Source organism: Bradyrhizobium sp. AZCC 2176 (assembly GCF_036924645.1).
Classification (GTDB): domain Bacteria; phylum Pseudomonadota; class Alphaproteobacteria; order Rhizobiales; family Xanthobacteraceae; genus Bradyrhizobium.
Genome location: NZ_JAZHRX010000001.1, coordinates 2,554,678 through 2,577,598, shown reverse-complemented (window position 1 = coordinate 2,577,598; position 22,921 = coordinate 2,554,678). Strand labels below are relative to the sequence as shown.

Sequence of the window (22,921 nt, the reverse complement as noted above, 5' to 3'; positions counted from 1 at the left end):
ATTTGATTTTTTCGACCGCACCCGATTAGCGAAGCACCGGCCGGAAACATTCGCACACATTTCTTGATGCGATGATCTTGATGCGATGAGATTCCGTATGTCGACTACCCGACAGCGCGGCTTCTAACCATGTGTTCAGGGCTGCGGACCGTCATAGCCCTCGATAACGATGAGATCGGCGATCGAGTGCGGTTGCCGCACCTTGATGTTGGCCTGGTATTCCGGCGAATTGTAGCAGGCCAGCGCTTTCTCGTAGCTGTCGAATTCGATCACGACGTTGCGCGAGCGGCTTTGGCCCTCGACCGCGGTGAACTTACCGCCGCGCACGATGAAGCGCCCGCCGAATTTTTGGAAGATGGCGGGGTTGGCTGCCATGTAGGGCTTGTAGCCCTCCTCATTGCTGACATCGACGCGCCCGATCCAGTATCCCTTCGCCATCTCGATCTCCCGTTTCTTGTGTCACCGGTTTGGCTATAGCAACGCCTGCTTGATTTCCGCCTGAACGGCGTCCGCCGCCGCCTTGGGGTCGACGGCTTCCGTGATCGGCCGCCCGACTACGAGATAGTCCGCACCGGCGGCGATCGCACGTGCCGGCGTCATGATGCGCTTCTGGTCGCCGGTCGCAGCCCCCGCGGGCCGGATGCCCGGCGTCACCAGGTTCATCTGGTGGCCGATGATCTTGCGCAGCGCCGCCGCCTCTTCCGGCGAACTCACGAGACCGTCGACGCCGAGCACCTGCGCCTGCTGTGCCCGCGCCTCGACGAGGTCGGAGACGTTGAGCCGATAGCCCGCGGCGTGCAGGTCGCCGTCGTCATACGACGTCAGCACGGTGACGGCGAGAATCTTCAGGCCAGAACCTTGGCGCGCCTCGACCGCGGCCTTCATGGTCTGCGGATAGGCATGCACGGTGAGGAAAGTCGCGTCGAGTTTGGCCACGCTCTCGACGCCGCGCGCGACCGTATTGCCGATGTCGTGCAACTTGAGATCGAGAAAGACTTTTTTGCCGGATTTCGCCAATTGCTGCGCCAGCGGCAGGCCGCCGGCATAGCCGAGTTGATAGCCGATCTTGTAAAAGCTCACGCTGTCGCCGAGCCGCGCAACCATCGCTTCCGCCGCGGCCACCCCCGGCAGGTCGAGCGCGACGATCAGGCGGTCTTTTGGCGCGATATCGGCTGGCTGCATGTCACCTCACATCATGCGTTGGGAAACGTCGATCAACTGCCGTACCAGCGCCTTCAGCGCCTCGGCGTCCGTGGAATTCTTCAACCGTTCCATCTCGTCATAGGCATCGTCGGCAAACGCCAGCGCGAGCTGGTTCGGTATCACGGTCGCATGACAGGCCGACAGGATCAGCCGCAGCGCCGCCAGCGCGCGGGCGCCGCCGAGCCGCCCGCCGGAAGCGGAGGCGATCGCAAACACCCGCTCGCGAAATACCTGCCCGCGGGTCTCGTGCGGGTCCTGCACCCGACTCACCCAGTCGATGGTGTTTTTGACCAGCGCCGGCACCGAGGAATTATACTCCGGAGTCACGATCAGCACGCCATGATGGGCCGCCATCATGCGTTTCAGATTGACGGCGTGCTTCGGCACGCCGGACTTCGCCTGCAGGTCGCCGTCATAGATCGGCAGCGGAAAGTCTGACAGCGAGATGCGGGTGATTTCCGCGCCTTCCTGCGCCAGCGCATGCGCGGCGACGGCGGCCAGCTTCGCATTGAGCGAGCCTGATCGTAGCGATCCCGGGATCACGAGAATTTTCAGCGCGGACATCTTTGAATTCGTATTCGGGGCAAATGCCGCGCGAATACGCGGCATCAGCCCTTGCGATACACCCAGACCCGCGCGGGCGGAAGGTTCATCCAGATCCGCTCGGAGGCTTCTGTGGATACGCCCGGCAGCGATTTCGGGATCGGCGGCGCGACCGAATAGGTGAATTGCACGAAGGGGGCGCCGGGCGCGAGCGCCATGAAGGCGTCGCGGATCAGCTTCAGGCGCGTCAGCATCGGCTTGGTCACGAGCGGCAGGCCGGAGACCACGGCCGAGGCCGGCGCGTCCAGCACGTCCTTGAGCGAGGAACGTAGCGCGTAGGCGTCGCCCTGCACCACCCTGGCCTGCGGATAGCGGTCGCGCAGCAGTGCGCAGAAGCCCGGATTATACTCGACCAGCACAAGCCGCTTCTGATCGACGCCGTGCTCGATCAGTGCGTTGGTGATTGCACCGGTCCCGGGCCCAAGTTCGACGACCGGTCCTTGCGCTTGGACGTCGACATATTCAGCCATGGTCCGGGCAAGTAACTTGCTCGACGGCATGACCGCGCCCATGTGCAGCGGCTTTTCGATCCATGAACGAAGGAAGCGGACCTCATCATCGAGACGAGGCTTCTTCAACGCACGCACGGACGATTGCAAAGGCATGTCGCTACCAGGCGGGACCCCGCAACAAAGCAGGGAATGTCAGAAAACAGTCACAAACACGTATAGGTCGACGGGGATGTGGTCAAGCCAGACGGTAACGCGTCAGGCGTGCCAAAGTGCCCGCGATCTCGCGATAAGACGCTGTGCAAGCTGAATGAATCATGAGCGCGGGCGAGAACTTGCCCACACCGGCCCACTTCGGTCAGGTTGCGTTCGCGCTCAGGAGCCCGCGCGGTTGCCGAAGAAGTCCTTGACCTTGGTGAAGAAGCCCGCAGCCTCCGGCTGGGTGGCGCCGGACGACAATTTTTCGAACTCGGTGAGCAGTTCCTGCTGCTTCTTGGTCAGATTCTGCGGCGTTTCGACCATGACCTGGACATACATGTCGCCGGTCTGGCGCGAGCGGAGCACCGGCATGCCCTTTGATGCAATGCGGAAACGACGGCCGGACTGCGTCCCGGCCGGCACTTTCACCTTGGTCTTGCCCTTGTCGATAGTCGGAACCTCGAATTCGCCGCCGAGCGCGGCCGCAACCATTGAGATCGGAACCCGGCAATGCAGATCGGCTCCGTCGCGCTGGAAGAACTCGTGGGTGGCCAGCGACAGGAAAATATAGAGATCGCCGGGCGGTCCGCCGCGGACGCCGGCCTCGCCTTCGCCGGCCAGACGAATGCGGGTGCCGTCCTCGACACCCTGCGGGATGTTGACCGACAGCATGCGGTCGCGCGTCACCCGTCCCGAGCCGGAGCAATTCGGACAGGCGTCCTCGATCATCTGGCCGCGACCCTGACAGCCGGGGCAGGTTCGCTCGAGCGTGAAGAAGCCCTGTGCCTGCCGCACGCGGCCGGCGCCGCCGCAGGTCGAGCAGGTCTTGGGCTTGGTGCCAGCCTTGGCGCCGGTGCCCGAGCAGGATTCGCAGGTGACCGAGACCGGAATCTCGATCTGCGCCGTCTTGCCCTGAAAGGCTTCCTCCAGCGTGATTTCCATGTTGTAGCGCAGGTCGGCGCCGCGCTCGCGTCCGCCGCCGCGCCGCTGCCCGGCCATGCCGAACAGGTCCTCGAAAATATCCGAGAAGGACGAAGCGAAGCCGGCGCCGAAACCGGGACCGCCGCCGCCCATGCCCTGCTCGAATGCGGCATGGCCATAGCGGTCATAGGCGGCGCGCTTGTCGCCGTCCTTGAGAACCTCGTAGGCTTCGTTGATTTCCTTGAACTTCATTTCGCTGGTGGCGTCGCCCGGATTCTTGTCGGGGTGCCATTTCATCGCCAGCTTGCGGAACGCCGACTTGAGCTTGGACTCGTCCGCGTTCCGATCGACTTCCAGGGTTTCGTAGTAACAGCGCTTGGTGGACATCAGTCAGACCCGCCCGAACTTCACGCCGAAGGCGCGCTCAAAGATGCAGCCTTCAGCTTAACGAAAAATGACCCCCACCCATCGAACGCAAGCGGCGCGCTCTTTTGGATGAGGGTCATGATCCAAAGCCCGCTTACGCCGACTTCTTGTTGTTCTTGTCGTCGTCGACCTCGGTGAACTCCGCGTCGACCACGTCATCCTTGGCGGCATCCTTCTTGGCGTCCGCCTCGGCCTGCTGCTTGTACATGGCCTCGCCCAGCTTCATCGAAGCCTGCGCCAGCGTGTTGGTCTTGGCCTTGATCGCCTCGGCATCCTCGCCCTTCAGCGCTTCCTTCAGATCGCTGACGGCGTCCTCGATGGCGCGGCGCTCGCTTTCCTCGACCTTCGAACCGTGCTCGGCCAGCGCCTTCTCGGTGGAATGCACCAGGCTGTCGGCATGGTTCTTGGCGTCGACCGCCTCGCGGCGCTTCTTGTCTTCGGCCGCATTGGCCTCGGCGTCCTTGACCATCTTCTGGATGTCGGCTTCCGACAGGCCGCCGGATGCCTGGATCCGGATCTGCTGCTCCTTGCCGGTCGCCTTGTCCTTGGCGGAGACGTTGACGATGCCGTTGGCGTCGATATCGAACGTCACCTCGATCTGCGGCATGCCGCGCGGCGCCGGCGGTATGCCCATCAGGTCGAACTGGCCGAGCACCTTGTTGTCGGCCGCCATTTCGCGCTCGCCCTGGAAGACGCGGATGGTGACGGCATTCTGATTATCCTCGGCGGTCGAGAACACCTGGCTCTTCTTGGTCGGGATCGTGGTGTTGCGGTCGATGATGCGGGTGAACACGCCACCCAGCGTCTCGATGCCGAGCGAAAGCGGGGTGACGTCGAGCAACAGCACGTCCTTGACGTCGCCCTGCAGAACGCCGGCCTGGATCGCAGCGCCGATGGCAACGACTTCATCCGGGTTGACGCCCTTGTGCGGCTCCTTGCCGAACAGCTGCTTAACGACTTCCTGGACCTTCGGCATGCGGGTCATGCCGCCGACCAGCACCACTTCGCCGATTTCGGCGGCGGTGAGGCCCGCATCCTTCAGCGCCTTGCGGCAAGGCTCGATGGTCTTCTGGACGAGATCGTCGACGAGGGCCTCGAACTTCGCGCGCGTCAGCTTCATCGTCAGATGCTTCGGCCCGGTCTGGTCCGCCGTGATGAAGGGCAGGTTGATTTCGGTCTGCGTCGTCGACGACAGCTCGATCTTGGCCTTTTCAGCGGCCTCCTTCAGGCGCTGCAGGGCCAGCTTGTCGTTGCGCAGGTTGATGCCCTGCTCCTTCTGGAACTCGTCCGCGAGGTAGCTGACAAGGCGCATGTCAAAATCTTCACCGCCGAGGAAGGTGTCGCCGTTGGTCGACTTCACCTCGAACACGCCGTCGCCGATTTCAAGAATGGAGACGTCGAAGGTGCCGCCGCCGAGGTCGTAGACGGCGATGGTGCCGGATTTCGACTTGTCGAGGCCGTAGGCAAGGGCTGCAGCCGTCGGCTCGTTGATGATGCGCAGCACTTCGAGGCCGGCGATCTTGCCGGCGTCTTTGGTGGCTTGACGCTGCGCGTCGTTGAAATAGGCGGGGACGGTGATGACGGCCTGCTCGACCTTCTGGCCGAGATGAGCTTCCGCGGTCTCCTTCATCTTCTGCAGGATAAAGGCCGAGACCTGCGAGGGCGAGTAGGTCTTGCCGTCGGCTTCGACCCAGGCGTCGCCGTTCGATGCCTTGACGATCTTGTAGGGGACGAGCTTCTTGTCCTTCTCGACCATCGGGTCGTCATAGCGGCGGCCGATCAGGCGCTTCACGGCGAAGAACGTACGCTCGGGATTGGTGACCGCCTGGCGCTTGGCGGGCTGGCCGACGAGGCGCTCGCCATCATCGGTAACGGCAACGATCGAAGGCGTCGTGCGCATGCCCTCCGCATTCTCGATGACTTTTGCAGTCTTGCCGTCCATTACGGCGACGCACGAATTCGTGGTGCCGAGATCGATCCCAATGACCTTTCCCATGGTCCTCATATCCTTCTTTTTGCGGCAGGTTGGCTGGGCCCTGGACGGCGCACCTAACCGAACCCCCAACGTTCAAATACTCGCGATATTGCGGTGGTGAGCCTCATATAGGAGGGGGGGTCGGGCCTGCAAGGACCGAACGCAAGCTTAGGGCCTGAAAAGGCTGGCGTTTGAAAGATTGTGTCAGGGGCGCGCCGGCAGGCCAGCCTCTAGGGCGGCATTAAGAAATCGGCAAGGGCCGTTCATCAAGGCAGCTTGTCGCTCGCGCCGCCGAGGCGTTGCATAGCCATGCGGCATCCTCAGACCGAGCGGGGCCGGCTGCCATCGGAGGCGGGAGCGGTATTTGGCCGCTGGAAGCGCCCCAAAAAGAGCTCGGAGACCGGGCAGAATCCGGCAAAAAAGCCGGCATATCGCAACGTAACGGAGGAACGGACGCCCACCCTGCCCTGTTGCAGGGACATCAAAACCGCTAAAAGCGGGCCGACTGGAACGACCCTGTCGTACCCGAGGCCCCAAAGATTCCGCGAAGCTTCCAAGAACTGCATTGTCCGAACCAACGGCCTCCATGCAAACCCGGTAGATCCTCCATGACGCCACTTCGACACTTCGCTGCGGTCGCCCTGATCGTTGCCGCCAATTCTTTGGTGGTTTTTTCCGCGTTCGCTGCCGACCCGGTCTTTCCGCCGGGCGCCAGGGTCGGCATGACGCCGCTGGTCGGCCTCAACAAGGCCAGAACGTTCGTGGGATTCGAGACCGAGGACCAGGGCGTCAAGGTGCTGGTTACCGACCTGCCCGCCGAGGCCTATGGCGAGGTCGCCAATGCCTTCAAGGCCAATCCCGGCGGCACCGGCGGCATCAAGCCGGAAAGCATCGAGACCCCGGCCGGGCTCGCCTATTACACCATCGAAAGCGCCAAGGACGGCGCCACCAATGTAAAACGCTATTCGATGATCCTGCCGGGCCCTACCTTCTCCGGCTATGTTGCCGCGCAGGTGCCCGAGAACGCCTCCAAGATCTACACCGACGACGCCGTGCGCCAGATGTTCGCGACCGCCACGATCCGGACCGAGGTTCCGGTGGAGGAGCAGCTCGGGCTGATGCCGTTCAAGGTCAGCGAGCTCTCGAGCTTCAAGAATGTCCGCATGCTGGCGCCGGGCGCGCTCATTCTCGCCGACGGCGACGAAAAGACCGGCTTCGAGGTCGCGCCCTTCATGATCATCGGCCTGATCGGCTCGACCGCGGCATCGCCCGACGATCGCGGCCGCTTTGCCCGGCAGATCGCGACCACGATTCCCGGCGTGCGCGACGGCAAGATTACGATGTCCGAGCCGGTTCGCATCGACGGCCAGCCCGGCTACGAGACGCGGATCGACGCCACCAGCGGCAAGGAAAATACGCCGGTTACGATCGTGCAGTGGGTGCGGTTCGGCGCCCAGACCTCGATGCGCATCATCGGCTCTTCGCCGCGCGACGACTGGACCAAGGCCTTCCCGCGCTTCCGCGCCGTCCGCGACGGAATTCATCCGCGAACCTGATCCGGAAATTTGCAAGCGCGCCGAAACTTCGGGCTTTCGTTCGTACACAAATGGAACTAGCCTTCGTCGCCGTCGGGTTCAAAACGGGGAGAAGCACTATGTTTACGCGTAGGCTGGTTTTGACAGGTTTCGGCGCGACGTCCGTCGCCGCCCTCGTCCCAAGCCCGCTCTGGGCTGCGCCGATCAAGCCCGACGAGGCATCCGCGCTGCTCATCATCGACGTGCAAAACTGCTTCCTGCCGGGCGGCAGCCTCGCGGTCAAAGACGGCGAGCAGGTCGTGCCCATCATCAACCGCATCTCCAAGGGCTTTGCCAATGTGGTGATGACGCAGGACTGGCACACGCCGGGCCATGTCTCGTTCGCGTCGACGCATTCCGGCAAGAAGCCGTTCGAGACCGTCAATCTCCCCTACGGCAAGCAGGTGCTGTGGCCGGATCACTGCGTGCAGGGCACCGAGGGCGCGTCGCTGTCGAAGGACCTCGCGATCCCGCATGCCGGGCTCGTCATCCGCAAGGGCTTCAACAAGAACGTCGACAGCTATTCGGCCTTCACCGAGGCCGACGGCAAGACCACAACGGGGCTCGCCGCCTACCTCAAGGCGCGCAAGGTGAAGCGGGTGTTCCTCGCCGGCCTCGCCACCGACTTCTGCGTGGCATGGAGCGCGCTCGATGCGCGCAAGGCGGGCTTTGAGACCTATGTGATCGAAGACGCCTGCCGCGGCATTGACACCCAGGGCTCGCTCGCAAAGGCGTGGGCCGACATGACCAAGGCCGGCGTCAAGCGCATCAAGTCGGACGATATCGCAGCTTAACCCGTATCACCTCGCGGAGACCGGGGATGTCCGATCTGGCGGCACCCTTCGCGTTCGAGATGATCCGTCGTGCGCCGTCACAGCGCACGGTGGGTCTGATCTCGGGCATGACCGGTTATCGTGAAACGGCGCGTGGCCGGTTTTTCCAGCGCGAAGCCGCAGGCCTGGTGGTGCCGCTCATCATCAGCTTCGGCACGCCGTTCCTGATCGCGCTCGACCGCGAGCCTGAGGCCGCCGACCGGCAGCCGAGCTTTGCCGCGGGGCTTCATCCCGGTCCGGTCTTTATCGAATCCGATGGCGGCGCCGAATGCGTGCAGGTGGATTTCACGCCGCTCGGCGCCTATCGCTGTTTTGGCGGCACTGTTGTCGATCTCGCCGCGCGCATGATCGACATCGGCGACGTACTGGGCCGCGAAGGCCGAGCCCTGCGCGAACGGCTTGGCGCGACAGATGGCTGGCAGAACCGCTTCGATCTGGTCGAGGATTTTGTAGCCGGTCGCGCCAATCATTTGCCCTCACCCCAAATCGAATACGCCTATCGCCGGCTGGCGCGCAGCGCAGGCGGAGCGCGGATCTCCGCACTCGCGGGCGAGATCGGCTGGAGCCGCAAACATCTGGTCGATCGTTTTCGATCCGAACTCGGTCTCGCGCCGAAGCCAATCGCGCGCATGATGCGCTTCCATCACGCCTGCCGGCTCGCCCGGGATGGAGGCTGTAGCGGCTGGGCCGGGATTGCGGCACACAGCGGCTACGCCGACCAGGCGCATCTCGTCCGTGAATTTTCAAGCCTCGCCGGCGAAACGCCGACGGCGTGGGCTCGCCGGCTGGCGCTCATTGACAGCCGCCTGCAAAGGCCGCTGGACGGGCTCGACGGCTCGATGTGAGCCTGGACCGTCCGGACGCGCGGTTCTTAAGTACGCCTGCGCTTCGTCAACATGGCTTCGTACTTGGCTTTAACGGCCGGCTCGTTGGTGTTGCCCAGAACCTCGTTGAGTTCGTCGTCTCGCGGGCCGCCATCCGGTAACAAATCTTCAAGCCGGCGCGGCGGTGCTTACGCATATTGGTGCGAGCTGCAACTAGCGAGGAGTTGTTCCGTGACCAGTCGAAGCGAAATCGAGCCGCCGCGCATCTATCCGACGATGCGCTGTCGCGATGCCGAGGCCATGATCCGCTGGCTGAAGGATGTAATCGGCTTCACCGAGTACGTCGTCTACCGCAAGGACGGCACGGTGCAACATGCCGAGCTTGCCTACGGCTCCTCGCTGCTGATGCTCGGCCAGAGCCGCGATGACGAATACGGCAAACTTGTCGGCGACATCGACGGCCGCCGCACCGATGCGCTCTACGTCGCCGTCGACGATCCGGACGCCCTGCACGCCAGGGTCAAGGCATCAGGCGCCAAGATCGAGATGGAATTGCACAACACCGACTATGGCAGCCGCGACTTCGCCTGCCGGGACCCGGAAGGCAATCTCTGGAGTTTTGGCAGCTACTGGCCGAAGACCGGTGAGAAACCGCTGAAGGGGTAAGCCGGCTCAGTTCGTGACGTCGGCGGCCGGCGCGACCTTCGCGCCGCCCTTGGACACCGCGACCAGCGCCGGGCGCAGTACGCGTTCGCCGATCATGAAGCCGGCCTGCACGACCTGGACCACGGTCCCGGACGGGACGGACGGGTCGGGCACTTCGTACATCGCCTGCTGGAAGTTGGGATCGAACTTCTCGCCCGACGGATCGAACTTCTTGACGCCGTTCTTCTCCAGCGTGTTGAGCAGCGAGCGCTCGGTCAGTTCCACGCCCTCGATGAAGGCTTTGATGCCGGGATCGGCGGTCTCCCTGGCCTCGGCCGGGATCGCGTCGAGCGCGCGCTGCAGATTGTCGGCGATATCGAGAATGTCGCGCGCAAAGCCGGTGATGCCGTACATCTTGGAATCGGCCACCTCGCGCCGCGTGCGCTGGCGCAGGTTTTCCATTTCCGCCAGCGTGCGCAGCATCTTGTCGCGCGCCTCGGCCAGTTCCTTGGTCAGTGCCTCATTCGATCCTTCCTCGGGATCGTCGGGCATGATGTAGGGTTTCGAGACCACGGGCTCGCCGGTCTGGGCCGGTTTCACCGCGTCATCATTCGGCCGGTTGGGATCGGTCATAAGACTGCCTTCTCAAAAAACGCATCTGGTTCGATGGGGATTTGTTAGGCGGGATATCGTGCTTTAATGGCCGAAAATCAAGCGCAACCACACCGGATTGAGGGCAATTTGGGGCCGGTTAGCCGCCCAGCATCCGGCTGACGATCCGGGCGGCGTAATCCACCGTCGGAATCACCCTTGCATAGTTCAGCCGCGTCGGCCCGATCACGCCAAGAACGCCGACGATGCGGCCCGCGGCGTCGCCATAGGGGGCAATGATGGTGGAGGAACCGGACAGCGAAAACAGCTTGTTCTCCGACCCGATGAAAATCCTGACACCTTCGGCACGCTCGGCCCGACCCAACAGATCGATCACGCCGCGCTTGGTCTCGAGATCGTCGAACAACGACTTGACGCGTTCGAGATCCTCCAGCGCGTGCAGGTCTTCCAGCAGGTTGGCGTGGCCGCGCACGATCAATTGCCGGTCCTCATGTTCGCCGCCGGACCAGCTCGCGATGCCTGCCGCGATCACCTTCTGGGTCAGTTGATCAAGTTCGGCGCGGCTTTGCGTCAGCGCGGTTTCGAGCTCGAGCCGCGCTTCCGCCAGCGTCCGTCCGCGAATCCGCGCATTGAGGAAATTGGTCGCTTCCGTCAGCGCCGAAGAAGGGACGCCGGGCGGCAACGTCAGCACGCGGTTTTCGACCTGGCCGTCTTCGCCGACCAGCACCACCAGTGCGCGTTCCGGCTCGAGCCGGACGAACTCGATGTGCTTGAGCCGCGAATTGGATTTGGCGGTCAGCACCACGGCCGCGGCCCGGGTGAGGCCGGACAACCGCGTCAACGCTTCGCCGAGCGCCGCCTCGACCGATTGCGCGCGCCCAACGGAAGCAAGTTGGCTCTGGATCGATTCCCGCTCGGGCTCGGTGAGGTCGCCGACCTGCATCAGCGCATCGACGAAGAAGCGCAGGCCGAGTTCGGTCGGCAGCCGCCCCGCCGAGGTATGCGGCGCATAGATCAGCCCGAGCGCTTCGAGATCCGACATTACGTTGCGGACGGAAGCCGGCGACAGTGGCATCGCGATCAGGCGCGAAATGTTGCGCGAGCCGACTGGTTCGCCGGTGGCGAGATAACTCTCGACAATTTGACGAAAAATGTCGCGCGAGCGCTCGTTAAGCTGGGCAAGCCCGGCAGGTGGTGCGATCAGGCCAATCGGATCGTGGTGGGCCACGGCTTAACTCCTTGGACAGCCCCTAATTTGTCGCTCCGGCGGGCCAATGACAAGCATCCGTTTCCCTGCCAAACCGGGCCAAAAGCCCTTGCCGCTGCGCACGCCCCCACCTACAAGCACCGCGAACGAATTTTCGCTCGATTTCGAAAGGATTTCCCATGCGGCCAAGCCGCCGTGCGCCTGATCAGTTGCGCCCCGTGTCGCTGGAACGCGGCGTGGTCAAATACGCCGAAGGTTCCTGCATGGTGAAATTCGGCGACACCCATGTGCTGGTCACCGCGACACTGGAGGAGCGGCTGCCGCCATGGCTGAAGGGCCAGGGCCGCGGCTGGGTCACGGCCGAATACGGCATGCTGCCGCGCGCCACGCTGGAACGCACCCGGCGCGAGGCCGCGGCCGGCAAGCAGGGCGGCCGTACCGTCGAGATCCAGCGGCTGATCGGCCGCTCGCTGCGCGCAGCCGTCGACCTCGAAGCGCTCGGCGAGCGCCAGATCACCGTCGACTGCGACGTGATCCAGGCCGATGGCGGCACGCGCACCGCCTCGATCACCGGCGCCTGGGTGGCACTGGCCGACTGCATTTCGTGGATGAAAGGCCGCAACATGCTCAAGGCCAACGTGTTGCGCGACAACGTCGCCGCGATCTCCTGCGGCATCTATCAGGGCACGCCGGTATTGGACCTCGACTATGCCGAGGATTCCGAGGCCGAGACCGACGCCAATTTCGTCATGACCGGCGACGGCCGCATCATCGAGGTGCAGGGCACCGCCGAGAAGACGCCGTTCTCGCAGGACGAGTTCCTCGCCCTGATGGAACTGGCGCGCAAGGGTGTCGCGCGTCTGGTGGACTTGCAGAAACTGGCCGTCGCGTAGTCTGATCGCACATGCACCGTCGAATCACCGGCGCCCTCGTGATCGCGACCCACAATCCCGGCAAGCTCGCCGAGATGCGGGAACTGCTGGCGCCGCATGGCGTCGAAGTGATCTCCGCGGGCGACCTGGGCCTAGGCGAACCCGAGGAAACCGGCCAGACCTTTCGCGCCAATGCCGCGATCAAGGCGATTGCGGCCGCGAAAGCCGCGCAACTCCCTGCCTTTGCCGATGATTCCGGCCTCGTGGTCGATGCGTTGGACGGCGCGCCCGGCATCTACTCGGCGCGCTGGGCCGGAGACGGCAAGGATTTCATGGTGGCGATGAGCCGGATCGAGCGCCTGCTGCAGGAGCGCGGTGCGACCACGCCGGACAAGCGCAAAGCGCATTTCGTGTCCGCGCTGTGCGTTGCCTGGCCGGACGGCCACCTCGAAGAGGTCGAGGCCCGCACCGACGGAACTCTGGTTTGGCCGCCGCGCGGCTCCGCCGGTTTCGGCTATGATCCGGCTTTCCTGCCCGACGGGCACGTCAGGACCTTTGGCGAGATGACCTCGATCGAGAAACACGGCCTGCCGCCGCTCGGCCTCGGCCTGTCGCACCGGGCGCGCGCCTTCGTCAAACTGGCGGAGATCTGCCTTGGCTAGCGCCGAACGCCATTACGCGAAGGGAGCCGCCTTCGGCGTCTACGTGCACTGGCCATTCTGCCTGTCGAAATGCCCGTATTGCGATTTCAACAGCCACGTTCGCCACGCGCCGATCGACGAAGAACGTTTTGCCCGCGCGTTTGCCCGCGAGATCGAGACGACAGCGGCGCGCGCGCCGGGGCGTACGGTAACGTCGATCTTTCTCGGCGGCGGCACGCCGTCGCTGATGCAGCCGCAAACCGTCGGCGCGATCCTGGATTCGATCGGCAAGCATTGGCGCGTCGCCGACAATGTCGAGGTGACGCTGGAGGCCAATCCGACCAGCGTGGAAGCTGGGCGGTTTCGCGGCTATCGCGCAGCCGGCGTCAACCGCGTTTCGCTCGGCGTGCAGGCGCTCGACGACACTTCGCTGAAGGCGCTCGGACGATTGCACAGCGCGCGCGAAGCGCTGGATGCGGTCGCGATCGCGCGCCGCGCGTTCGACCGCTATTCGTTCGATCTGATCTACGCCCGTCCCGACCAGACGCCGCAGATGTGGGCGGACGAATTGAAGCTCGCGATCTCCGAAGCCGCCGAGCATCTCTCGCTCTACCAGCTCACGATCGAGGAAGGCACGCCGTTCTTCGGCCTGCATGCCGCGGGCAAGCTGAAGACGCCGGACGAGGCGGTGGCCCGCGCGCTCTACGATGTGACGCAGGAAGTCTGCGCGCATCACGGCCTGCCGGCCTACGAGATTTCCAATCATGCCCGCGCAGGCGCCGCGTGCCAGCACAATCTGGTCTACTGGCGCGGCGAGGAGTATGCCGGCATCGGCCCGGGCGCGCATGGCCGGCTGGACATCGACGGCGCGAGACACGCAACCGCGACCGAGAAGCGTCCCGAGGCCTGGCTGATGCGCGTCGAGGCCAACGGCCACGGCGTCGTCACCGACGATACGCTCAACAGCGAAGAGCGCGCCGATGAATTTTTGCTGATGGGATTGCGGCTCGCCGAAGGCATAGACCCACGCCGTTATGCGGCATTGTCGGGTCGCGCGCTCGATCCGGGCCGCATCGCCATCCTGCGCGCGGAAGGCGCGATATCCGTCGATTCCGATGGAAGATTGCGCGTGACGAAGGACGGTTTTCCGGTGCTCGATGCTGTCGTAGCGGATTTGGCTGCGTAGAAGCCGTAGCCCGGATTTCGCTTCGCTCCATCCGCGCTACGAAAAAATCACGCCCCAAAACTCTTCGGCGAGCCGGCGACCGGCGTGCTGCCGCCGCTGGCGACCTTCATCACCGCAAGGCCGCGCTCATTGCTGCCGTCGGAGCGGAAGCGGAACAGGCCGTCGGTGCCGGCGAAGCCCGACGGGTTGGTCAGCGTTTCCGGGGCAAAGCGTTGGCCGCCCTGCTGCTTCGACAGCGCGGCAACCAGTGCGACCGCGTCATAGGCAAGCGTGGCGGTACGCACGGGGTCGGCGCCATATTTGGCGCGGTAGCGCCCGGAGAAGGCGCGGAAGCCCGACGGATCCGGCGCGGCATAGAGCCCGCCCTGCAGTGGAGCGCTCGCATAGACGCGCGGATTGTCCCACAGCCCGGTGCCGAGCAACTGGATGTTGCGCAGATTCGCGCCCGCCGCGGTCAAGGCATCCGCCGTCGCCACGACGGATTCGCCGTCATCGGCAATGAACAGCGCGTCCGCCGAGCCCAGCGACTGCGCCACGGTGCGCGCCGCGCCGGCGCGATCGGCGGCGTATTTCTCGAAGGCGACGATGCGCCCCTTGCGGCCGACCGCCTGCTTGAAGGCTGCTTCGACCACATTGCCGTAGGCATTGTCCGGCAATAGCGCCGCGAAAGATTTCTTTCCGATGCTGGCGGAATAATCGACGATCCGGTTGACGTCGGATTCGGGCAGGAAACTCAGGAGATAAACGCCGCGTCCGGCGACGCTGGAGTCGGTCGAGAACGCGATCACCGAAACGCCGCGCGCCCGCGTCAGTTGCGCGGTCGCCGGCACCGAGGCTGCGAACAGCGGGCCTAAAATGATTTCCGCGCCCTCGCCGAGCGCCTGTTGGGTGACCTGCTGGGCGCCTTGCGGGCTGCCGCCGTCATCCTTGATCAGAAGCTGGATGTTCGGATTCTGGAATTCCGCCAGCGCCATCTCGGCCGCGTTCTTCATCGATTGCGCGGCGACGCCGGCATTGCCGGCGGCCGAAAGCGGCAGGATCAGGCCGACCTTGACGTTTCCAGTGCCGACCGCAAGCGGCTGCTGCTGCGGACCTGGGGGCCCCTCGGGCTGCGACGGGCCGAACGGGCTGGAAATCTGGCCGCCGCTGCAGGCGCCGAGCAATGGCGCGCCGAGAATAAGTCCGACCGCCGTCCGCCGGGTCGGTCCTGACGGCCGAGGATCCGCAGATCCGGGCTTACGATTGAGCGGGCCTACCATCTTGTCTCTTCTCTTGACCGACCGCCGTCGGCCAGGATTTCGGCTTTCTGGGCCGAGGCACCTGAACCGCTACTGAACCCGAATGCGGGATTCTGCAATATTGTCGAGGATTAGTTAACCAAAACAAAAGGATTACGGGCCCGCCGGACATTGCACGTCGCCGGAAACTTACGCCCCTGTCCCCTCCCGCCGGACATGGCGCTTGCGCCAAGATCCCTTTAGATTGCCATTATGCGCGCAAAGCCCAGTTCCAACTACGGGTCTGATGCCGAACCGGGTTCGGCCAACAGAACATTTTCGATTAGCGGCTACATCCTGAACGCCCCGAAACCGGTTCCCGGCCTCTATCTGGTGGCTACCCCGATCGGCAATCTCGGCGACATCACCTTGCGCGCGCTGGAGATCTTGGCCGGCGTCGACATTATCGCCTGCGAGGACACCCGCATCACCCGCCGCCTGACCGAACGGTATGCGATCTCGGCGGAGCTCAAGCCCTATCACGAGCACAATGCGGCGATGGCGCGGCCGAAAATCCTGGAAAAGCTGACGCAGGGCGCCTCGGTCGCGCTGGTATCGGATGCCGGCACGCCCTTGATCTCGGACCCCGGCTTCAAGCTGGTGCGCGAGGTCTGTGCCGCCGGCCATGCCGTGATCGCGGTGCCCGGTGCGTCCTCGGTGCTGACGGCGCTTTCGGTCGCGGCCCTGCCCACCGACCGGTTTTTCTTTGAGGGATTTTTACCGGCCAAGGAAGTCTCACGGCGGAGCCGGCTCGCTGAATTGGCCCGGATCGACGCCACGCTTGTGATGTTCGAATCCGGCAACCGCGTCCAGGACACGCTGGCCGATCTTTCTGACATCATGGGCGGGCGCGACGCCGCGATCTGCCGCGAACTCACCAAACTGCACGAGGACATCAAGCGCGCGCCGATCGCGGAGCTGGCGAAGGCCGCCGACACGCTGGAAACCCGCGGCGAGTTCGTGCTCGTGATCGGCCCGCCCCGCGCCGATGAAGGGGTCATGACGCAGCACGATCTCGATGACCTCTTGCGCGCCTCGCTTGCGCGCGACAGCGTCAAGGACAGCGTCGCGCATGCGGTCGAGCTCTCGGGGCGGCCGCGCCGCGAGGTCTATGCCCGCGCGCTGGAGCTTGCGAAAGAAACCAGAGGCGACGATGGCGAAGACTGACGGCACCTCGCCGCCGGACGCTGCGGCAAAGCTCGCCGCGCCCGAGCGGGTCGCGGCCTTCCGCACCGGGCTTTCGGCCGAAAGCCGCGCCGCCGCCTTTCTGATGGCAAAGGGCTACCGCATCCTGGCAAAGCGCTTCCGCACCCCCTATGGCGAAATCGACCTGGTAGCGAAGAAGCGCAATCTGGTCGCCTTCGTCGAGGTCAAGGCGAGAGCCAGCCTCGATGACGCCGCCTACGCCGTGACCCCGCGCCAGCAGGCCCGCATCATCGACGCCGCGCAAGGGTGGCTGATGGCGCATCCCGAGCATGCCGAATTTGAGCTGCGATTCGACGCTGTCCTGATTGCGCCGCGGCGTCTGCCACGCCATCTGTTAGCGGCATTCGACGCCAGCGCTTAGAACCCCTCCAGAGACCCGGACCTTTCCATGAAACTGAATGTCGCCGTCCAGATGGACCCCATCGCGCGTATCAATATCCGCGGCGATTCGACCTTTGCGCTGTTGCTCGAAGCGCAGAAGCGTGGCCACAGCCTTTCCTATTACACCCCGGACAAGCTCTCGCTGCGCGGTGAGGAGCTGGTGGCGCCGGTGCAAAAGCTCACCGTGCGTGACGAAATCGGCGACCATTTTACCCTCGGCGAACCCAAACGCGAGCCGATGACCAATTTCGACGTCATCCTGTTGCGGCAGGAGCCGCCGTTCGATATCGCCTACATCACCTCGACGCATTTGCTGGAACGAATCCATCCCAAGACGCTGGTGGTCAACGATCCGGCCAGCGTGCGCAACGCGCCGGAAAAGATGTTCGTGCTGAACTTTCCGCAGTTGATGCCGCCGACGCTGATCTCGCGCGACCTCGACGAGATCAATTCGTTTCGCGATGAGCACGGCGCCGTGGTCATGAAGCCGCTGCACGGCCATGGCGGCGCCGCGGTGTTTCGCGTGATGCCGCAGGACATGAATTTCGGCTCGCTGTTCGACATGTTCCTGGTCACCTTCCGCGAGCCCTGGGTGATCCAGCGCTTCCTCCCCGAGGTGAAGCACGGCGACAAGCGCATCATCCTGGTCGACGGCGAATTCGCCGGCGCCGTCAACCGCGTGCCGGCCCCCGATGACCTGCGCTCCAACATGGTCCGCGGCGGCGCAGCCCAAGCTACCGAACTTTCCCCGCGTGAACGCGAGATCTGCGACACGCTGGGTCCCGCGCTGCGCGAGCGCGGGCTGTTGTTCGTCGGCATCGACGTGATCGACGGCAATCTCACCGAGATCAACGTCACCTGCCCCACCGGCATCCGCGCGATTGCCAAGCTCGGCGGGCCGGACGTCGCGACAAGGATTTGGGACACCATTGAGGCCAAGCGCGCCGGAAAATAGTTACGCGTGAATTTGCGTGCGCGCCGGCTGGAACCGAGGAGGAAAGCCGCCGCGCCGCCGGGCTGCGCCCGCCGGATTCCAGAACGTTGCATCATGTGAATCCGTATTCTTCCATGATACGGTCATTCTCTCCATCATACGGCCATTCTTTGGACAAAACTGGCCAGCGGGCGGGCGGGCTGGTCAACCTGACGGATGATCGACCGGCCGCCTTCGGATGACATTGGACGGAAAAGGGAAACGCCAATGAACTCCACACCTGACCCGAAAGAAACTGGACCCCACGGTGCCCCCATCGCGGGCACCGACGAGCGGCTGGCGCACGCCCACGAACAGATCAAGCACGCGGATGAACAGCTCACGCGGCTGACTGAACAGCTTGCAAAAATGGAGCAAGATGACGCGCGTCCACGTTCGGCTGGAGCTGGCCCGCAACCACCATCAGGAGGAAGGCCGGCGCTCCAGACCTCCGTGGGCTTGCTGCTGGCGGCGGGCATCGTTGTCGCTGCCCTGGTTTTGCAATCGTCGTATGGCGGCGGGCCTATGCCGGTTGCGCCGCAGCTCGTTTCAACGCCATCATTACCGCCGGAAAATCTGCCGCCTCCCGCACAACCCGCTCCATCTACCTTTCAAGTAGCCGCGGCGGAATCAACGCCACCGCAACCAACACCGCCGCAACCAACACCCTTGGCTCAGGCCGCACCGCAAGACGTCGCGCCGACAGCACCCGCAGCGCTTCCCGATCACACACAGTTGCTGCAAACGATGGCGCGCGACCTCGCGAATCTGGAGCGAAACATCGAACAGCTCAAGGCGAACCAGCAGCAAATGGCCAGTGACAATTCAAAGGCCATTGCGGAGCTCAAGGCGAGCCAGGAAGAGGTAAAGCGCGTGCTCGCGAAGGTTTCCGAGCAGAGCCAGGCCAAGGCGCCGCCGCCTCCGGCGCAGCCGGCTCCGACGTTGCGCAAGCCCGAGCGGACGCCTCCGCCGCAGGCGCGAGCACGGCCTCGATACTACCCACGGGAGTGGATGTACGACGATTGGTAGCCGTCGATGCGGTGATCAACGAAACCTTGTCCTGCAACATCGCCTCGACGCGATGCAGAGCGCCGTGCGCTCCGGGATACCATCGAGAAGAAGCGCGGCGCGAAATACGCCACGCGCACCCGCGTTTTCGCATCACACCTCTGCCGTCTCCTCCCACTTGCCAATTTCGGGGAGCGGGCGCAGCCTGTAGTCACGGATCAATCCGTCCGGGCATGTACTGCAATTTATAAAAATCAGTGGAGGAAGACGCATGACGACGAATCTTTCGCGACGGTCTTTGCTTGCGCTCGGCGCAGGACTCGGTGTGGGTCTTGGTGCCTCAACGATGCTCGGCGGCAGCGCGCTGGCCAAGGCGCCAAAACTCGGCACGCAGACGCCCTATTGGCACCGCTTCGTCCTCGGCGACGCCGAAGTGACCGTCGTCTCCGACGGCCCGCTGCCGCTCGGCGATCCCTCCGGCACCTTCACCGGCGTGCCGAAGGAGGAAGTGAAGAAGATGCTGTCGGACAATTTCCTCAACCCCGACAATGTCGTGCTGGAGCAGAACTCGCCGATCGTGAACACCGGCGACAAGCTGATCCTGTTCGACACCGGCATGGGCACCTTAAAGGCGTTCGGCCCGACCACCGGCCAGCAGCAGAAGAACATGGCGGCTGCCGGAATCAAGGCCTCCGATATCGACGCCGTGGTGTGCTCGCACGCGCATATCGATCACATCGGCGGCCTCGTCGGCGCCGACGACAAGCCGCTGTTCCCGAACGCGCAAGTCTATATCGCCCAGAGCGATTTCGATTTCTGGACCGATGAAGGCAAGCTCGGCAGCCCGCTGAAGGACTTCATCCTTCACGCCCGCAAGAACCTGATGCCGGTGCGCGACCGCATTGTGTTCATCAAGGACAACCAGGAGTTTTTGCCCGGCGTCACCGCGCTCTCAGCCCCCGGCCACACCGTGGGTCACACCATCTTCATGGTGAGTTCGAAGGGCAAATCCTTCTGCTTCCTCGGCGACCTCTCGCACCACGCCGTGCTGCTTTTGGAGAAGCCGCGGATGGAATTCTCCTACGACACCGATCCGAAGCAGGCGGCCTCCTCGCGGGTGAAAATGCTGGACATGCTGGCCGCCCAGAAGATTCCGGTGATGTCCTATCACTTCGCCTGGCCCGGCTACGGCCACGTCGCCAAGACCGGCGAGGGATTCCATTATTATCCCGAGCCGATGAACATGCAGCTCTAGAGACCCGACGTCCCGGGGGGCCGGTCGACAGGGCTGGTCCCCCATCGGCAATGCGCTGCCGGAAGCGCTCATGTGCGCCACTTGAAAGGGCCTGCCTTGGGAACAACCGCGGATCGCCGAAATTTGTTTTGCATGAGCGAGAGAGCATTATGAGACTGGTCGCGATCCTGTGTGCTGCCCGAACAAGGCAGCCCGAATCTCGACAGCTTGGCAGCCGGTATGGAGGCCCAGCATATGACCAAAGACTTCGTAGCTATTGGCGCTGGCATGCTCATCGTGGGATTGGGGGTGTGGAGCTTGTGGGGTCACCCGCACAACGCGAGGCTTGCGGAGACCCCGCAGGCGCGCGTTCTCGCCGATGATCCGGCACTGAAGCTTGTGTCAGAGCAGAACCCGTATATGCGGACGGAACGCTAGGCGAGGATGAAGCGTCAATGCCTCGGCGATCCGGCGGCCGGTTTGGCCGTTGCAGAAGCCACCTTGCGGCGCTAGGGACCGAACTCCGTTTGGCGTAAGTCTTGATCAGCGAATCATGACCGATGCGATCCCTGAGAAGCCCATTGACCGACCAACCGCCCGCCAAGCCGTCCGACCTGATTTACGAGGACACCGGGGCCGCGACTCCGCTGGTCTATTTCGACATCGTCGGCGCCTACGGCACCATGAACGGCTCGGTCGAGGTCGAGCTGGCGACCCGCATTCTGGTGCCGAAGCCGGACGGATCGACGGAGGTCAAATTCATCTCCTCCGGCCGCATCCGCTGCACGGCGAACGCCGCCGCCAATCTGCGCAACGGCCTCGACGCGGCATTGAAGATGCTGGAGCAGCCGCAAGGCAGCGCGGCGGCGATCGCAGCGGGGAAGCTGAATTGAGGAATTCTCTTGGTTGTGACTCTAGCAGGCGATGTGTTCCCGTAATGTTCTTGACTTTCCCCAAGGTTCCCCGCTACCCTCGATTGCGGAACAAGGGGCAGGCATGGTTGCGCGGGTTTCTACCGTAGCCTTTGAGGGGATCGAGGCCCGCGCGGTCGACGTGCAGGTGCAGGTCGCGCCCGGCTTGCCGGCGTTTGCGATCGTGGGTCTTCCAGACAAGGCAGTGTCGGAGGCGCGCGAGCGGGTGCGCTCGGCGCTGATCGCCTCGGGACTGGCGCTGCCGGCGCGGCGGATCACCGTCAATCTCGCGCCGGCCGATCTGCCGAAGGAAGGTAGCCATTACGATCTGCCGATCGCGCTTGGCCTGATGGCCGCGATCGGCGCGATCCCGCCGGATGCGCTGAACGGCTTTACCGTGCTCGGCGAGCTCGGGCTCGATGGCTCGATCGCGCCCGTAGCGGGCGTGCTGCCGGCAGCGATCGGGGCGAATGCGCGCGAGGAAGGGCTGATCTGTCCGGCGGCATGTGGAACGGAAGCCGCCTGGGCAAGCCCCGATATCCAGATCGTCGCGGCAAAGTCGCTGATCCAGATCGCCAACCATTTCAAAGGCACGCAGGTGCTGTCGCGCCCGCAGCCGAAGGTGCACGAGCCGGAAGCGACGCATCTCGACCTGCGTGACATCAAGGGCCAGGAAAGCGCCAAACGCGCGCTCGAGATCGCCGCGGCCGGCGGGCATCACCTTTTGATGATCGGCTCGCCCGGCGCCGGCAAGTCGATGCTGGCCGCGCGGCTGCCCTCGATCCTGCCGCCGCTGTCGCCATCCGAACTGCTGGAAGTCTCGATGATTGCCTCCGTCGCCGGAGAAATCCGCGACGGCGCGCTGACGGCACGGCGGCCGTTCCGCAGCCCCCATCATTCCGCCAGCATGGCCGCGCTGACCGGCGGCGGCATGCGCGCAAAGCCCGGCGAAATCTCGCTCGCACACCAGGGCGTATTATTCCTCGACGAATTGCCGGAGTTCGATGCGCGCGTGCTCGATTCGCTGCGCCAGCCGCTGGAGAATGGCGAGGTCTCGGTGTCCCGCGCCAATCACCGCGTCACCTATCCGGCGCGCTTCATGCTGGTCGCGGCGATGAATCCCTGCCGCTGCGGCCATGCCTATGATCCCGGCTATTCCTGCAAGCGCGCACCGGTCGACCGCTGCACGTCGGATTATCAGATGCGCATCTCGGGCCCGCTGATGGACCGCATCGATTTGCGCATCGAGGTGCCGGCGGTGACCGCCGCCGACCTGATCCTGCCGCCGCCTTCCGAAGGCTCCGCGGAAGTCGCCGCCCGCGTGGCCGCCGCCCGCGATCTCCAGCTCGCGCGCTATGCGGCTGCCGGCCTGCCGCAGATCCGCACCAACGCCGAAGCGCCGGCGTCTCTCCTGGAAACGATCGCGCAGCCGGATGCGCAAGGACAAAAACTGCTGCGCGACGCCGCCGAAACCATGAAGCTCACCGCCCGCGGCTATCACCGCGTGCTCCGCGTCGCCCGCACGCTTGCCGATCTCGACGGCGCGGAAAAGATCGGCCGGCTGCATCTGGCGGAGGCGCTTTCGTATCGCGCGCTGGCGGAGGATTTAAGAAGGGCGGCCTAGAACGTGATCTTTCCGGAAAGCCGGCACCCACTTCTCCGGATCATGCTCTAGGCGCTGCGCGCTCCGGCTAAATTTGCCCGACGCATCAACGTGATTTGGGTCGTCCAGCCCTTCGCGCAAAAATATTCCGCTTCCGTC

The 22,921-nt window shown here is 64.2% G+C and carries 23 protein-coding genes; 14 read left to right on the top strand and 9 right to left on the bottom strand.

Translation table 11 applies throughout. The annotated features are described in order from the left end of the window. Positions 1–135: 135 nt before the first annotated feature. From V1288_RS11910 to dnaK, 6 genes are all read right to left on the bottom strand, one after another. A complete protein-coding gene (locus V1288_RS11910) occupies positions 136–438 on the bottom strand; it encodes a DUF1330 domain-containing protein (RefSeq protein WP_334357224.1) in 303 nt (100 codons plus the stop codon). Between the two features lie 33 nt (positions 439–471). Continuing rightward, complete coding sequence (gene pyrF / locus V1288_RS11905) at positions 472–1,182, bottom strand: orotidine-5'-phosphate decarboxylase (protein ID WP_334357223.1); 711 nt, start codon at positions 1,180–1,182, stop codon at positions 472–474. A 6-nt stretch (positions 1,183–1,188) separates the two neighbouring features. Further along, complete coding sequence (locus V1288_RS11900) at positions 1,189–1,767, bottom strand: NADPH-dependent FMN reductase (protein ID WP_334357222.1); 579 nt, start codon at positions 1,765–1,767, stop codon at positions 1,189–1,191. Positions 1,768–1,811: 44 nt separating this feature from the next. Continuing rightward, a complete protein-coding gene (locus tag V1288_RS11895) occupies positions 1,812–2,411 on the bottom strand; it encodes a class I SAM-dependent methyltransferase (protein WP_334357221.1) in 600 nt (199 codons plus the stop codon). A gap of 219 nt (positions 2,412–2,630) precedes the next feature. After that, the gene (gene dnaJ, locus V1288_RS11890) at positions 2,631–3,761 is read right to left on the bottom strand and encodes a molecular chaperone DnaJ (RefSeq protein WP_334357220.1); all 1,131 of its coding nucleotides are present in this window, start codon (positions 3,759–3,761) and stop codon (positions 2,631–2,633) included. Positions 3,762–3,894: 133 nt separating this feature from the next. After that, on the bottom strand, positions 3,895–5,796 hold the full coding sequence (gene dnaK / locus V1288_RS11885) for a molecular chaperone DnaK (protein ID WP_334357219.1): 1,902 nt from the start codon (positions 5,794–5,796) through the stop codon (positions 3,895–3,897). 587 nt (positions 5,797–6,383) lie between these two features. Between dnaK and V1288_RS11880 the strand changes: the two genes are divergently transcribed. From V1288_RS11880 to V1288_RS11865, 4 genes are all read left to right on the top strand, one after another. Further along, on the top strand, positions 6,384–7,331 hold the full coding sequence (locus tag V1288_RS11880) for a hypothetical protein (protein ID WP_334357218.1): 948 nt from the start codon (positions 6,384–6,386) through the stop codon (positions 7,329–7,331). Positions 7,332–7,429: 98 nt separating this feature from the next. Continuing rightward, positions 7,430–8,143, top strand: a complete 714-nt coding sequence (gene pncA / locus V1288_RS11875) for a bifunctional nicotinamidase/pyrazinamidase (RefSeq protein ID WP_334357217.1) — start codon at positions 7,430–7,432, stop codon at positions 8,141–8,143. 26 nt (positions 8,144–8,169) lie between these two features. Continuing rightward, a complete protein-coding gene (locus V1288_RS11870; RefSeq protein ID WP_334357216.1) occupies positions 8,170–9,027 on the top strand; it encodes a helix-turn-helix domain-containing protein in 858 nt (285 codons plus the stop codon). Between the two features lie 210 nt (positions 9,028–9,237). Further along, complete coding sequence (locus V1288_RS11865) at positions 9,238–9,672, top strand: VOC family protein (RefSeq protein WP_334357215.1); 435 nt, start codon at positions 9,238–9,240, stop codon at positions 9,670–9,672. A 6-nt stretch (positions 9,673–9,678) separates the two neighbouring features. Here the strand turns inward: V1288_RS11865 and grpE are convergent, their stop codons facing one another. Together grpE and hrcA are read right to left on the bottom strand one after the other, a co-directional pair. Continuing rightward, positions 9,679–10,284 (bottom strand): nucleotide exchange factor GrpE, encoded by a 606-nt coding sequence (grpE, locus tag V1288_RS11860; protein WP_334357214.1) that lies wholly within the window; start codon positions 10,282–10,284, stop codon positions 9,679–9,681. Between the two features lie 118 nt (positions 10,285–10,402). Next, positions 10,403–11,491 (bottom strand): heat-inducible transcriptional repressor HrcA, encoded by a 1,089-nt coding sequence (hrcA, locus tag V1288_RS11855; protein ID WP_334357213.1) that lies wholly within the window; start codon positions 11,489–11,491, stop codon positions 10,403–10,405. 158 nt (positions 11,492–11,649) lie between these two features. On the opposite strand from hrcA, the gene rph reads away from it, so the two are divergent. The 3 genes from rph to hemW are packed head-to-tail and all read left to right on the top strand — an operon-like array spanning position 11,650 to position 14,169. Continuing rightward, the gene (gene rph, locus V1288_RS11850) at positions 11,650–12,363 is read left to right on the top strand and encodes a ribonuclease PH (protein WP_334357212.1); all 714 of its coding nucleotides are present in this window, start codon (positions 11,650–11,652) and stop codon (positions 12,361–12,363) included. 11 nt (positions 12,364–12,374) lie between these two features. Beyond that, positions 12,375–13,004: an RdgB/HAM1 family non-canonical purine NTP pyrophosphatase gene (rdgB, locus tag V1288_RS11845; RefSeq protein ID WP_334357211.1), complete on the top strand. Its 630-nt coding sequence runs from the start codon at positions 12,375–12,377 to the stop codon at positions 13,002–13,004. Beyond that, positions 12,997–14,169, top strand: coding sequence for a radical SAM family heme chaperone HemW (gene hemW, locus V1288_RS11840; RefSeq protein WP_334357210.1), 1,173 nt, complete (start codon positions 12,997–12,999; stop codon positions 14,167–14,169). Before rdgB ends, hemW begins: the two co-directional genes overlap by 8 nt. 47 nt (positions 14,170–14,216) lie before the next feature. Here hemW and V1288_RS11835 read toward each other — a convergent pair whose 3' ends face one another. After that, complete coding sequence (locus tag V1288_RS11835; protein ID WP_334357209.1) at positions 14,217–15,428, bottom strand: penicillin-binding protein activator; 1,212 nt, start codon at positions 15,426–15,428, stop codon at positions 14,217–14,219. Between the two features lie 231 nt (positions 15,429–15,659). Here V1288_RS11835 and rsmI point away from each other — a divergent pair, with 231 nt between their 5' ends. The 7 genes from rsmI (at position 15,660) to V1288_RS11800 (ending at position 22,783) form a co-directional block, all read left to right on the top strand. Next, positions 15,660–16,613: a 16S rRNA (cytidine(1402)-2'-O)-methyltransferase gene (rsmI, locus tag V1288_RS11830; protein WP_334357208.1), complete on the top strand. Its 954-nt coding sequence runs from the start codon at positions 15,660–15,662 to the stop codon at positions 16,611–16,613. Next, positions 16,600–17,013, top strand: a complete 414-nt coding sequence (locus V1288_RS11825) for a YraN family protein (RefSeq protein ID WP_334357207.1) — start codon at positions 16,600–16,602, stop codon at positions 17,011–17,013. The genes rsmI and V1288_RS11825 overlap by 14 nt, the downstream gene beginning before the upstream one ends. 27 nt (positions 17,014–17,040) lie before the next feature. Next, entirely contained in the window at positions 17,041–17,988 is a 948-nt protein-coding gene (gene gshB, locus V1288_RS11820; RefSeq protein WP_334357206.1) for a glutathione synthase, read from the top strand. Positions 17,989–18,234: 246 nt separating this feature from the next. Beyond that, positions 18,235–19,035 carry a hypothetical protein gene (locus V1288_RS11815; RefSeq protein ID WP_334357205.1) on the top strand — a complete coding sequence of 267 codons (801 nt, stop codon included), beginning with the start codon at positions 18,235–18,237 and terminating at the stop codon, positions 19,033–19,035. A 250-nt stretch (positions 19,036–19,285) separates the two neighbouring features. Continuing rightward, a complete protein-coding gene (locus V1288_RS11810) occupies positions 19,286–20,269 on the top strand; it encodes an MBL fold metallo-hydrolase (protein ID WP_334357204.1) in 984 nt (327 codons plus the stop codon). Positions 20,270–20,829: 560 nt separating this feature from the next. Continuing rightward, on the top strand, positions 20,830–21,141 hold the full coding sequence (locus tag V1288_RS11805) for a hypothetical protein (RefSeq protein WP_334357203.1): 312 nt from the start codon (positions 20,830–20,832) through the stop codon (positions 21,139–21,141). 103 nt (positions 21,142–21,244) lie between these two features. Beyond that, positions 21,245–22,783 (top strand): YifB family Mg chelatase-like AAA ATPase, encoded by a 1,539-nt coding sequence (locus tag V1288_RS11800; protein ID WP_334357202.1) that lies wholly within the window; start codon positions 21,245–21,247, stop codon positions 22,781–22,783. Positions 22,784–22,921 lie beyond the last annotated feature (138 nt).